At 70.0% G+C, this 13,420-nt stretch carries 8 protein-coding genes and 2 pseudogenes; 6 read left to right on the top strand and 4 right to left on the bottom strand.

The genetic code is table 11. The features are described 5' to 3' along the window. The 5 genes and pseudogenes from I53_RS27425 to I53_RS27405 form a co-directional block, all read left to right on the top strand. Positions 1-213: pseudogene (locus tag I53_RS27425) on the top strand (ABC transporter ATP-binding protein); the annotation flags it as partial. Between the two features lie 179 nt (positions 214-392). Next, positions 393-1,322, top strand: coding sequence for a glutaminase (locus tag I53_RS27420; protein WP_043356938.1), 930 nt, complete (start codon positions 393-395; stop codon positions 1,320-1,322). 112 nt (positions 1,323-1,434) lie between these two features. Beyond that, positions 1,435-2,844 carry an MFS transporter gene (locus I53_RS27415; RefSeq protein WP_043356936.1) on the top strand — a complete coding sequence of 470 codons (1,410 nt, stop codon included), beginning with the start codon at positions 1,435-1,437 and terminating at the stop codon, positions 2,842-2,844. A 76-nt stretch (positions 2,845-2,920) separates the two neighbouring features. Beyond that, positions 2,921-3,472: a Uma2 family endonuclease gene (locus I53_RS27410; protein ID WP_374701383.1), complete on the top strand. Its 552-nt coding sequence runs from the start codon at positions 2,921-2,923 to the stop codon at positions 3,470-3,472. Positions 3,473-3,524: 52 nt separating this feature from the next. Then, positions 3,525-4,538, top strand: coding sequence for an adenosine kinase (locus I53_RS27405; RefSeq protein WP_043356933.1), 1,014 nt, complete (start codon positions 3,525-3,527; stop codon positions 4,536-4,538). Between the two features lie 54 nt (positions 4,539-4,592). On the opposite strand, the gene I53_RS27400 is transcribed toward I53_RS27405, so the two are convergent. The 3 genes and pseudogenes from I53_RS27400 to I53_RS27390 form a co-directional block, all read right to left on the bottom strand. Next, a complete protein-coding gene (locus I53_RS27400) occupies positions 4,593-6,275 on the bottom strand; it encodes a methyl-accepting chemotaxis protein (protein WP_043356931.1) in 1,683 nt (560 codons plus the stop codon). A gap of 187 nt (positions 6,276-6,462) precedes the next feature. Next, the gene (locus tag I53_RS27395; RefSeq protein WP_043356930.1) at positions 6,463-7,434 is read right to left on the bottom strand and encodes an NADPH:quinone oxidoreductase family protein; all 972 of its coding nucleotides are present in this window, start codon (positions 7,432-7,434) and stop codon (positions 6,463-6,465) included. Between the two features lie 55 nt (positions 7,435-7,489). Beyond that, positions 7,490-9,576 (bottom strand): annotated as a pseudogene (locus tag I53_RS27390) (ATP-binding protein). A gap of 658 nt (positions 9,577-10,234) precedes the next feature. Here I53_RS27390 and I53_RS34350 point away from each other — a divergent pair. Beyond that, positions 10,235-10,393: a hypothetical protein gene (locus tag I53_RS34350; RefSeq protein ID WP_187294423.1), complete on the top strand. Its 159-nt coding sequence runs from the start codon at positions 10,235-10,237 to the stop codon at positions 10,391-10,393. Between the two features lie 61 nt (positions 10,394-10,454). Here the strand turns inward: I53_RS34350 and polA are convergent. Next, positions 10,455-13,420 (bottom strand): DNA polymerase I (gene polA / locus I53_RS27385; RefSeq protein ID WP_043356928.1); only part of this gene is annotated, 2,966 nt, incomplete at its 5' end.

The raw sequence follows: 13,420 nt of genomic DNA, 5'->3' as shown, positions 1-13,420 counted from the left end.
ATCCGTCAGGCCCTCGCCAACCTGATGAAGGGCCGGACCGTCATCGCGATCGCGCACCGCCTCTCGACGCTGCAGGATTTCGACCGGATCGTCGTGCTCGACGGCGGCCGCATCGCGCAGGACGGCTCGCCCGACAAGCTGACCCATCTCGACGGCTTCTTCCGGGAGCTGATGAAGAAGGAATCCATGGCGATGGCCCTCGCCGCCGCCTGACTTCGCCCCCGTGGACCCGTCCCGGCATCGCCGCGCCGGGACGGCGGCGCAGTTCCGCCGCTCCGGTTTTCACGCCCGATCGGCACTGGTAGATCATCGGCCCGCCGGACCGGACCTTGCATCGCCTGGACGTCGCGAACCGGCCCGGTTCCGACGCGTCTCGATGCCCGAGCCCCACCGTGCCTGACCTTGCCCTCGTCATCCGGGAAATCTCCGAGGAGATGGCCCAGCGCTCCGATCGGGGGGCGGTCGCGGATTACATTCCCGAACTCGCGCGGGTGGATCCCGGTCAGTTCGGCATGGCGGTGATCGATGCTGCGGGACGCGTCTTCGCCGGGGGCGACAGCGAGACGCCCTTCTCGATCCAGAGCGTGTCGAAGGTCTTCACCCTCACCCTCGCCCTCGGCATGGTCGGCGACCGGCTCTGGAAACGGGTCGGCCGCGAGCCTTCGGGCAACCCGTTCAACTCCATCGTCCAGTTGGAGCGGGAGCGCGGCGTGCCGCGCAATCCGTTCATCAATGCGGGCGCCATCGCGGTCACCGACGTGATCCTCTCGGGCCACGAGCCCCGCGAGGCGCTGGGCGAGATCCTGCGCTTCATGCAGTTCCTGGCCCAGGATTCGAGCATCGCGATCGACGAGACCGTGGCGGCCTCGGAGAAGCGCACGGGTTTCCGCAACACCGCGCTCGCCAACTACATGAAGTCCTTCGGCGTCATCGACAATCCGGTCGACTACACGCTCGGCGTCTACTTCCACCACTGCGCCATCGCGATGAACTGCCGCCAGCTCGCACGCGCCGGCCGGTTCCTGGCGCATAACGGCATCAACCCGTCGACCGGCCATTCGGTGGTCTCGGCGGAGCGCGCGCGCCGCATCAACGCGATCATGCTGACCTGCGGCCACTACGACGGGTCGGGCGAGTTCGCCTATCGCGTGGGCCTGCCGGGCAAGAGCGGAGTCGGCGGCAGCATCCTGGCGATCGCACCCGGCAAGGCCTCCATCGCCGTCTGGTCGCCCGGTCTCGACGCGGCGGGCAATTCCCATCTCGGCCGCATCGCCCTGGAGCGGCTGACGCAGCGCATGGGCTGGTCCGTCTTCGGATCCTGAGCGGGTCCCTGCCCCCCTTCCCTGCCCCCCTTCCCCTGCCCCCTTGCGCGGCGCCCACTTCCGCGGCACTGCGCCGCCGGGGCGTTGCGGCGCCGAAGCGAGACTCAGCGGCATGGCGACGAGTGTGGCGGTCCGGGCTGCCGACGACGGTCTGGATCCGGGTGCCATCCTGGCCCGTCTCGACCGGCTTCCGGCCACGCCGACGGTCTGGCGCCTCGTGGCGCTGCTCGGCCTCGGGTTCTTCTTCGAACTCTACGACCTGCTCTTCACCGGTTACGTGGCGCCCGGCCTCGTCAAGGCCGGGATCCTGACGCCGACAACCCCCGGCCTGTTCGGCGCCAGTGGTGTGGCGAGCTTCGTGGCCGCCCTCTTCACGGGACTGTTCATCGGCACCCTCGTCTGCGGCTGGCTCGCCGACCGGTTCGGGCGCCGGGCGATCTTCACGTGGTCGCTCCTCGCCTACACCGCGGCGAACGTCGTGATGGCCTGCCAGAGCGACGCCTTCGGCCTCAACCTCTGGCGGCTCGTCGCAGGGATCGGCCTCGGCCTGGAGATGGTGACGATCGGCAGCTACCTCTCCGAACTCGTCCCGAAGGCGATCCGCGGCCGGGCTTTCGCCCTGTGCCAGGGCATCGGCTTCACGGCCGTGCCGGTGGTGGCGTTCCTCTCCTACCTGCTGATCCCGATCGCCCCCCTCGGCATCGACGGCTGGCGCTGGGTGGTGCTGATCGGCGCCTCGGCGGCGATCGTGGTCTGGTGGATGCGGGCGGGCCTTCCGGAAAGCCCGCGCTGGCTCGTCGAGCACGGGCGTCTGGCGGAAGCCGACGCGATTCTGCGGCAGCTGGAGGCGCGGATCGCGGCCGAGCATGGCGGCGCGCTGCCCGCGCCGGCCGCGGCGGAGCCGGTGCAGCCGCGCGGCGCCTTCCGCGACCTGTGGGTCCGGCCCTATCGGCGCCGGGCGCTGATGATGGCCGGATTCAACGTCTTCCAGACGGTGGGCTTCTACGGCTTCGCCAACTGGGTGCCGACCCTGCTGGTGGCCCAGGGCATCACGGTGACGTCGAGCCTCGCCTACACGGCCCTGATCGCGCTGGCCGCCCCCGTCGGCCCGCTGATCGGCCTCGCCATCGCCGACCGGTTCGAGCGCAAGCACGTCATCGTGGCCGCCGCCCTCGTCTATATCGGCTGCGGCCTCGCCTTCGCGCAGACGCGGGACGTCCCGATCATCGTGGCGCTCGGCATCGGCCTGACGCTCGCCTCGAACGTGATGTCGTACAGCTTCCACGCCTATCAGGCCGAGCTGTTCCCCACGGGCATCCGCGCCAGGGCGGTGGGCTTTGTCTATTCCTGGAGCCGCTTCTCGGCGATCTTCACGGGCTTCGTCATCGCGTTCGTCCTGCGGGAGGCCGGCACGCCGGGCGTGTTCCTGTTCATCTCGGCCGCGATGCTGGCCGCGGGCCTGCTCGTCGGGCTCCTGGGTCCGCGGACACGGGACGTCGCGCTGGAGAAGATCGCGGGGTGAGGCCCGTCACGGGCTCGGCTCCCAGGAGGCCGAATCCGTGCTAGCCTCGGGCATGGTCGCTCAGCCGAAATCCCGGATGACGGTCGACGAGTTTCTCACCTGGGCCGATGGGCAGCCGGGGCGCTTCGAGCTGGTCGATGGCGAGGTGTTCGCGATGTCGCCGGAGCGCGTTCGGCATGCCGAGGTCAAGGCTGCCACCTATCTGGCGCTCCGGTCCGCACTGAAGCAAGCGAAGAGCGCCTGCTACGCGCTGCCGGATGGCATCAGCGTTCGCGTCGATCAGGATACGGTCTTCGAGCCCGACGCCCTCGTTTACTGCGGAATGCGCGCTGACCCCGATGCGACGGAGATCACCGATCCCGTCATCGTCGTCGAGGTGCAGTCGCCGAGCACACGTTCCGTCGATTCGGGTTTGAAATTGACCCGCTACTTCAGTCTCGAGAGCGTGATCCACTATCTGATCGTGGATCCGGTCAAACGCCTCGTCATCCATCACCGCCGCGCGCAGGGCGGCCTGATCGAGACCCGCATCGCGACCCAGGAGACGCTGGACCTGACGCCGCCCGGCCTGCGCCTGCCCGTCCCGGAGCTGTTCGCCGACCGCGCGTCCGACGACGACGGAGCTTGATCCGATCCGAGGTGGATGCCACAGCGGCGCGAACGCGAATCAGGACGCCCGGATGACTGAACCTCTCGATCTCCTCGTGCTCGGCAACGCGATCGTCGACGTGATCGCACGGACGGACGATGCCTTCCTGGCGGCGCAGGGCGTCACCAAGGGTGCGATGCAGCTCATCGACGAGCCGCGGGCCGAGGCGCTGTTCGAGGCCATGGGCCCGGCCACGATCGTGTCGGGCGGCTCCGGCGCCAACACCGCGGTCGGCGCGGCCCTGCTCGGAGCCAAGACCGGCTTCGTCGGCAAGGTCCGGAACGACGAGCTCGGCGGCCTGTTCAGCCACGATCTCAAGGCGACCGGCGTCGACTTCAGCGTCCCTGCGGCGGCCGAGGGACCGGCCACCGCCCGATGCTTCGTGCTGGTGACGCCGGATGGCGAGCGCACGATGAACACCTATCTGGGCGCCTGCCAGGGACTCTCGCCCGACGATGTCGACAAGGCTCTCGTGCGTTCCGCCCGGGTCGTCTATCTCGAGGGCTACCTCTGGGATCCGCCGGCCGCCAAGGAGGCGTTCCGCAAGGCGTCCGACATCGCCCACCAGGCTGGCAACGCCGTTGCGCTGACCCTCTCGGATGCGTTCTGCGTCGGTCGCTACCGCGATGAATTCCTCGGTCTGATCCGCGACGGCACCATCGACATCCTCTTCGCCAACATCGGCGAGTTGCAGAGCCTCTTCCAGACCGACGATGCCGAGGCCGCGGTGGCGGCCCTGCGGGACGAGCGCAACGCCCGCGGCCGTCACCTGCTCGGCCTCGTGACGCGCTCGGCCGACGGTGCCCTGGTGGTGCAGGGTGGCGAGGTCTGCGCCGTCGAGGCGAGCCCGGTCCACGAGGTGGTCGACACGACGGGGGCGGGGGACCTCTTTGCGGCCGGCTTCCTGGCCGGCCACGCCCGCGGCCTCGACCACGTCACGAGCGCCCGCCTCGGCACGCTCGCGGCGGCCGAGGTCATCCAGCACATCGGCGCCCGCCCGCAGGCGGATCTGGTCGGCTTGGCCAAGGCGCGCGGGCTCCTCTGAGCCGGCGCGTCGGGCGCGCGGTCGGAGGGTTGCGTCCGCTCCGATCCCGCCCGCTCAGGCCGCGCGGACGGTCGCGAGGAAGCGCGTCACCTCGTCCCTGAGATGCCCGGACCGGAGCGACAACTCCGAGGCTGCCGTGAGAACCTGATCGGCCGCCGCTCCGGTTGCCTTCGCCGCGTCGGCGGCGCCCGTGATGGTGCTGGTGACGTCAGCCGCCCCCTGGGCGGCCTGGGAGACGTTGCGGACGATCTCCTGCGTCGCGGCGCCCTGCTGCTCCACGGCGCTGGCGATCCGCGTCGCCACGGCGCTGAGTTCCTGGACTCGGCCGCCGATGCGCCCGATCGCCGAGACGGCGTCGCCGGTGGAGGACTGGATCCGGGCGACGTGGCCGCCGATCTCGTCGGTCGCCCGTGCGGTCTGACCGGCCAGCGCCTTCACCTCTGCGGCCACGACGGCGAAGCCGCGGCCCGCCGCGCCGGCCCGCGCCGCCTCGATCGTGGCGTTCAGCGCCAGGAGATTCGTCTGTTCGGCGATGGTCGAGATCAGAGTCACGACATGACCGATCTGGACCGCCGCCCCGTTCAGATCCCGAACCAAGTGCGCGGTCGCCTCCGCGTCCGCGACCGCCGACTGGGTCAGCGCCGTCGAACCCGCGACCTGGCGGCTGATCTCCTGGACGGAGACGCCGAGTTCCTCCGCCGCCGCCGCCGCGACGTTGACGGTGCTGGCCGCGAGTTCGGCCGCGCTCGCCACCCGGCCGGAGCGATCGGCGGTGTCGGCGGCCGCCTCATTCATGGCTGAGGCCGTGTCCTGCAGCGCAGCGACGGCGGCCGAGACCGTGCCGATGATGCCGCCGACCGTGCCCTCGAAGGCGTCGGCGATCTGCTGCATGCCGCTCCGCCGCCGCGCCTCGGCCGCGGCGCGGGCCTGTGCCGCCTCATGCTCGAGCGTGCGCGCGCGGATCAGGCCGTCCTTGAAGACCTGGACGGAGGCCGCCATGACCCCGACCTCGTCCGCTCGCTCGGAGCCGCCGACGGCCACGTCGAGGTTGTTGGCCGCGAGCCGACCCATGATCTCGGCCAGGGACCGGATCGGGCGGGCGACCCGCTGCCAGACCCACCAGACCGCCGCACCGGTCATGATCGCTCCGATCGCAGAGAGCGTGATGGTGACGGACCATGCCGTCCGGAACGCATCCTCGGAGCGCTGGACCGAGACGTTCGTGCCCTCGGCAGTAACCTGGGCCAGATCCGCCAGGGCATCGAAGGCGGCCACCAGCGGCGGGCGGGCCGGCGCGATGGCGTCACGGGCCGCATTCCGGTCGCCGCGCCTGAGCGGCGCGAGGATCGCCTCCTGCGCGACGCGGTAGACCTTCCACCGCCCCTCGAATGCGTCCCAGAGCGCGCGCTCTCGGGGCGTCATCGCGCGCACGCGATAGCTCTGGAAGGCCTCCGGGATGGTCCGATCCATCTCGACGAACTCGGCATCGAGGTCCCGGTTCTCGCCGTCGTCGGTGGCGACCACCTTGCGGATCGTCGTCGTGTGGTACCGCAGCATCAGGAATCGAATCGCGTGGAGCGTGTTGTCCTTGCGCACCCAGACGTCGCGGGTCTCCACGGCGGCGGCATTGATGGCCTGTATCTGCATCAAGCCGATGGTCGAGCTTGCGATAAACAGCAAAAATCCGATCATCGAGGGCAGTATCAGCTTCGAAACGATACTTCTGCGAAAGCTCATCTCGGGCACCACAGAGGACGACACCGCCGCATCGTGGCACACGAAGATGAAGGACAGATTTTCCGTAACCTCTACTTCGGAAGTGATCTGCGCCGCAGATCAGCGCGGAACGCATGACGCGTCGCCCACCAAGGCCGTGCCGCGGGTCGAGCGCCGATCCAGTCGAAGGCGGGCGGCCGCGGCCCGATCAGGGCCGCAGGAGAACCTTGCCTACGGCCGCACGGCGGGTCAGCAGGCCGAAGGCCTCCGGGAAGTCCGCCAGCGGGTAGACGCCGTGGACCTGCGCGGTGAGCTTGCCCTCGGCCACCCAGTCGAGGAGCCGACGCTGGTCGGCCCGATGCGCCTCCGGCTCGCGTTCGAGGAAGGCGCCCCAGTGGATGCCCTGCACGTCGAGTTCCTTCAGGAGCATCAGGTTCAACGGCAGCCGCGGGATCTCCCCGGCGGCGAAGCCGATGACGAGGAACCGGCCGCGCCAGCCGAGCGCCCGCAGGGCCGGCTCCGCGTAGGCATCGCCGACCGCATCGTAGACCACGTCGATCCCGCCCCCGGAGATCCGGCGCAACTCGTCCTTGAGCGTCGCGGGATCGTAGACGAGGCCGGCCTCGGCGCCGTGGGCGCGGGCGACGGCGAGCTTTTCCTCCGAGGAGGCGCAGGCGATCACCCGGGCGCCCATCAGCCGCCCCAGCTCTACGGCGGCGAGACCGACGCCCCCGGAGGCCCCGAGGACCGCCAGCCATTCGCCGGGCTGCAGGCGGGCACGGTTCGCCAGGGCATGGAGCGAGGTGCCGTAGGTGATGGTGAGCCCGGCCGCCTGCTCGTCCGGCACCGCGTCCGGCACCGGCGTGAGCCGGGCGGCGTCGAGGGCGATGAGTTCGGCGCAGCAACCGTGCCCGGCATGGACGATCACCCGGTCGCCCACGGCCACGCCCGAGGCCCCTGGCCCGAGCGCCTCGACCACGCCGACCCCCTCGCCGCCCGGCGAGAACGGCAGGGCCGGCTTCACTTGGTAGCGCCCAGCCACGATCAGCGTGTCGAAGAAGTTGAGCGCCGCGAGCCGCATCCGCACCAGGGCCTGCCCGGGACCCGGAACCGGATCGGAGCGCTCCACGATCTCCAGATGCTCCGGCCCGTCGAGCCTCGTGCACAGCAGCGCCCGCATTCCGTGTCTCCTCCCCGGCGTTTCTCAGCCGATGAGGCCCGAACCGGCCGTGCGGTCAAGCCGTCCCGATCATCTCGCGGATTCGGGCGCCCAGCACCTCCACCACGAACGGCTTGGTGATGACCTGCATCCCGGCATCGAGCTGGCCGTTGCCCAAGACGGCATTCTCCGCGTAGCCGGTGACGAACAGGACCTTGAGCCCCGGTCGCGTCACCCGGCCGGCCTCGGCCATCTGGCGCCCGTTCATGCCGCCCGGCAGCCCGATATCGGACACGAGCAGGTCGATGCGCACGTCGGATTGCAGCACCCTGAGGCCGGCCGCGCTGTCGGCGGCCTCGATCGCCGTGTAGCCGAGATCCTCCAGCACCTCGGTGACCAGCATGCGCACGGTCGGCTCGTCGTCGACCACCAGCACGGTCTCGCCCGGCGCGGCCCGCGGCGGCGCGCCGACGGCGGTATGCGCATCCTCCTCCGCGACCGCGCCGCGATGGCGGGGCAGGTAGAGGCAGACCGTGGTGCCCTTGCCGACCTCGGAATGGATCCGCACCTGGCCGCCCGATTGCTGGGCGAAGCCGTAGATCATCGACAGGCCGAGGCCGGTGCCCTGCCCCAGCGGTTTGGTGGTGAAGAACGGCTCGAACACCTTGCCGACGATCTCGGGCGGCATGCCGATGCCGGTATCGGTGACGCAGAGCGAGAGGTACTGACCCGGCGGCATGTCGTGACGCCGGGCGGCGCGCTCGTCGAGCCAGGCATTGGCGGTCTCGATCGTGATCCGGCCGCCCTCCGGCATGGCATCGCGGGCGTTGATGCACAGGTTGAGCAGGGCGTTCTCGAGCTGCGGCGGGTCGACCAGGGCCGGCCAGAGACCGGGCGCGCCCATCACCTCGACGATCACGGCGGGGCCGACCGTCCGCCGGATCAACTCTTCCATGCCGGCCACGAGCCGGTTCACGTCGGTGGGCTTCGGATCGAGGGTCTGCCGCCGCGAGAAGGCGAGCAGGCGATGGGTCAGGGCCGCGGCCCGCTTCGAGGCCCCCTGCGCCGCGTTGATGTAGCGGTCCACATCCATGACGCGGCCCTGGCCGAGCGGGTCTGGATCAGCTCCAGGGATCCGGAGATGCCGGCGAGCAGTGTGTGAAAGTCGTGGGCGATCCCGCCGGTGAGCTGGCCGACGGCCTCCATCTTCTGCGATTGCCGCAGGGCCTCCTCGGTGGCGGCCAGGGCGTCGGCGCGCTCGCGCTCCGCGGGAAAATCGCGGCCGACGGCGTTGATCACCCCCTCCCCCGGCCGGGCCGCCCAGCTGATCCAGCGGTATCCGCCGTCCCGGTGGCGGTAGCGGTTGTCGAAGCGCGCGAGGCTCGATCCCGTGGCGAGCTGCTGCGCGCCCTCGACGGTGCGGTCGAAATCGTCCGGGTGGACGAAGGCGATGAGCTTGGTTCCGATCAGCTCGTCCGGCCGCCAGCCCAGCACCTCGGTCCAGGCCGGGTTCACCGCGGTGATCGTGCCGTCGAACAGGCAGCGCAGCATCATGTCGGACGAGAGCGTCCACAGGGCGTTGCGATCGGCGGTGCGTTCCTCGACCTGCTGGGCCAGGGTGGCGTTGAGGTCGCGCAGTTCCGCGAGGGCGGATTCCAGGCGGCCCTGGCTCTCCTTGAGGGCAGCGTCGGCGCGCACGCGGGCCGTGGTCTCGTTGGTGAGGATGAACAACCCCGTGACCCGCCCCGCGGCGTCGAGGACCCGCGAGTACGAGAAGGTCCACCACGTCTCCCGGGAGCCCCGGTCGGTGTCGAGCTGCCAGGGCAGATCGATGAAGCGCTCCGGGTGGCCTGCCATGGCCGCGTCGATGATCGGCTTGGCCTGATCCCAGGCATCGGCCCAGACCACGTCGAACCGCTCGCCCATGGCCCAGGCCAGACGGGGTCCGAGCAGCGGGAAGTAGGTGTCGTTGAAGAAGAAGTGGAGATCGGGCCCCCAGGCCAGGATCATCGATTCCGGCGAATTGAGAACGAGCGAAAGGGCCGCGCGGAATTCCGCCGGCCAGGTCCCCGGGGGGCCGAGGGGATGGCCGGTCCAGTCGCGTGCGCGGATCATCCGCGCGGCCTCGCCGCCGCCGGATAGGAAGGAGAGGGGATCGATCACAAGTTCTGAGCGATACAGGTCATGGACTTACCGCGTATGACCGTCTTCGACGCCATCTCCAAGCCAGGGCGGCCCTGTGGATGCTTGTGGTCGGAGCCCAGCCCGAGGTCACAGCCCCGTCATTCTGGGACTGCGGAGCAGGATCCGGACCTCGACCGCGTGCCGGCATGGCTGGCGGCGGCTCTGGGTTCCGGGCTCGCCCGGGGGTGCCCGGGAATGACTGGGATTGCCGGACGGCAGGGCCTGGATCGCGGCGATCCGTTGACCTGTTCTCTCCGCGCAGGCCTCCAACACCGCCCTCTGGACCGGCGACAGTCCGTGCGGCCGAAATACGTTGACCCGGGCACGGGCAAGAGCGTGGGCCAGGGCAGACGGCACAACCGGCGGCCGGCATTTCAGTCGACAGCGACGCAGCCCACGCCGAAGCCGAACGGCTGTTCGCGTTCGTCAGCGACCTTCTGCAGACGAGCCTGCCCGTCCCGGCGGGCATCCTGCATGTTGGAGCGACAGCGATACCCGGGTGCCTGACCGAGGGCGATCTCGCCGTGCCCGGAACGCGGGATCGAGCTGAACTGACGAATTCTCGTCCTCCACGGAGGCGCACCGAACAGCGCATCTCGGTGTCCAATGGACCGCCGGAGGCGGCTCCCTCGACCGGTTGCACCCTTTCGTCGAAACCCTGCGGGCCGACCCGGTGCTGTGCGGCGCGACGACGCCTCCCAAGCGGGCGCACGCGACCAAGCCGATGGCGCTCTACCGGACGCGCGAGGACGACGCCATCGCCCCTGTCCTGAACCCGCGCCCACCGGATCGATGAGCGTCGTGCCGGCCCGCTCCGCTCCGGTCGCGAGGACGGCCAGGTTCAGCCGCTATCCGCGCTAATGCGCCTCCTGCCAGTTCCCCGCCGCGTTGGCCTCCACCACCAGCGGCACCCGCAGCGTCAGGGCCGGCGCCGGTGCTTCCTCCATCACGCCGCGGATGATAGGGATCGCCCGCTCCACCTCGTCCTCGGCAGCCTCGAAGACCAGCTCGTCGTGGACCTGCAGGAGCATGCGCACCCCGAGCTTCTCGTCGGCCAAAGCCCCTTCCATCCGGGTCATGGCCCGGCGGATGATGTCGGCGGCCGAGCCCTGGATCGGCGCGTTGATCGCCTGCCGCTCGACGCTGGCGCGCTCGGACGGGTTGTTGGAGCGGATCTGCGGATAGTGGCACACCCGGCCGAACAGGGTGGTGACGTAGCCCTTTTCCCGGCAGCTCTTCTTGGTCGCATCGATGTAGTCGCGGATCCCGGGGAACTGCTCGAAATACTGCTTGATGAACGCGGAGGCCTCCTCGCGGCCGATGCCGAGCCGGTCGGCGAGCCCGAAGGCCGAGATGCCGTAGATGATGCCGAAATTGATGGTCTTCGCCCGGCGCCGCAGGTCGGGCGTCATGTCCTTGAGCGGCACGCCGAACATCGCCGAGGCGGTGGCCGCGTGGATGTCGATCCCGTCCGCGAACGCCTTCCGGAGTTCCGGGATATCGGCCATGTGGGCCAGGAGACGCAGCTCGATCTGGGAATAATCCGCCGAGATCAGCCGGTTGCCGGGCGCCGCCACGAAGGCGCGGCGGATGCGCCGGCCCTCCTCGGTGCGGATCGGGATGTTCTGCAGGTTCGGCTCGGAGGAGGACAGCCGACCCGTAGTGGTCGCCGCCAGCGAGAACGAGGTGTGGACCCGCGCGGTCTCGCGATCCGCATGGGTCTGGAGCGAGTCAGTATAGGTGGATTTCAGCTTCGAGAGCTGGCGCCACTCCAGGATCTTTTTGGGCAGTTCGTGCCCGGCCTGGGCCAGTTCTTCGAGGAGCGTGGCCGGTGTGGCCCATTGGCCGGAGGGCGTCTTCTTGGCGCCCGGCAGGCCCATCTTCCCGAACAGGATGTCGCCGATCTGCTTCGGCGAGCCCACCGAGAATTTCTCGCCGGCATCCTCCTGGATTTCCTCCTCCAGGCGCACGAGGATCTGCGAGAAATCCCCCGAGAGGCGGCTCAGCATGTCCCGGTCGACCCGAATGCCGCGCTGCTCCATCCGGGCGATGACCGGCAGGAGCGGGCGCTCCAGGGTCTCGTAGACCGCGACCCGGTGCTCGGCGACGAGGCGCGGCTTCATCATCCGCCACAGGCGGAGCGTCACGTCCGCATCCTCGGCCGCGTAGGCGGTGGCCTTGTCGATCGCGACCCGGTCGAAGCTCACCTTGTTGCGGCCGGTGCCGGCGACATCCGAGAACGTGATCGGCTGGTGGCCGAGATGGCGGCGGGCCAGCTCGTCCATGCCGTGGCCGCCCTTCCCGGCATCGAGAACGTAGGAGATCAGCATCGTGTCGTCGAAGGGCGCCACCTCGACGCCGTAGCGGGCGAGCACGACCCAATCGTATTTGAGGTTCTGGCCGACCTTCAGGACGCCGGGATTCTCCAGAAGCGGCTTCAGTCGGGCGACGGCATCCTTCAGGGGGATCTGGCCCGGGACCGGCTCGACCACGTCGGAGGGCGCGGCCCCTTCGCCGAACAGGTCGGTGGCGTCGGCCTGCACCTTGGCGGCCTGCACGTGCGCCAGCGGGATGTAGCAGGCCCGTCCCGTGGACACCGCCAGCGAGACGCCGACCAGGCCGGCCTTGTGGGCGTCGAGCGCGTCCGTCTCGGTGTCGACCGCGATCACACCGGCTTCCTCGGCCTCGGCGATCCAGGCGTCGAGCTGCTCCAGAGACGTGACGGTCTCGTAGGCGGCGGTGTCGAAGGGGGCCACGGCCTCCGCGGCCCGGGCCGCCACGACGTTGCCAGGCGTCGCCTCGACGGGGGCCCGGGGCTTGGCGGGCGCGTCCGGCAGGTCAAGATCCGCGAAGGGGTCCACCGCGCCGCCCTCGGGCGGTGCGGCGCCCGGCGGGCGCTCGGCCCCGGCCGCCGCGGTCTCGGGATCCGGCGGTACGGAATCGCCGAAGAATGGCACCGCGTTGCTGCCGCCGGCCCCGTTGCCGTAGCCATGCGGCCGGGCTCCGGGCAGGAGCCGCGGATCGGGCTTCACCGCCTCGGGGTCGACGTGCAGCATCTGGGCGATGCGGCGCGTCAGGGTGTTGAACTCCATCGCCTTCAGGAAGCCGACGAGCTTCTCCGGATCGGGCTCGGGCACGCCGAGATCGTCGAGCGGCACCGGGACCGGCACATCCTCCATCAAGGCCACGAGCTTGCGCGACAGCTTGGCCTGATCGACGTTGGCGAGCAGGGTTTCCCGGCGCTTGGGCTGCTTGATCTCGCCCGCCCGCTCCAGCAGCGCCTCGAGGCTGCCGAACTCCTTGATCAGCGCCGCGGCGGTCTTCAAGCCGATGCCCGGCACACCTGGCACGTTGTCGGAGGTGTCGCCGATCAGCGCCAGCGCGTCGCCGATCTGGTTGGGTTGAAGCCCCTCCCACTTGGCGATGATCGCCTCGACATCGAGGTTGCGCTCGGGCCGGTAGCCCGGCTTGCCCTTTGCACCGGATTCGAAATCGTAGAACCGCACCTGCGGTCCCACGAGCTGCATCAGATCCTTGTCGGAGGAGACGATGATGACGCCCGCGCCCCGCGCCTCGGCCTGGCGGGTATAGGTCGCGATGAGGTCGTCGGCCTCGTAGCGTTCCAGCTCCACCGCGTGCAGGCCGAAGGCCCGCACCGCGTCGCGCATCAGGGGCATCTGCCGCTTGAGGTCGTCGGGCGCGTCCGGGCGGTGGCCCTTGTAGTCTGGGAACATCTCCTTGCGGAACGACCCTTCCGACTTGTCGAAGACGATGCCGAGATGCGTCGGCATCGTGCCGGCGGCGCCGTCCTGCAGGAACTGCG

It is taken from the genome of Methylobacterium sp. B1 (genome assembly GCF_000333255.1).
In the GTDB taxonomy this organism is placed as follows: domain Bacteria; phylum Pseudomonadota; class Alphaproteobacteria; order Rhizobiales; family Beijerinckiaceae; genus Methylobacterium; species Methylobacterium fujisawaense.
The sequence above is the reverse complement of the archived record's forward strand: the minus strand, read 5'-3'. Positions and strand labels throughout refer to the sequence as shown.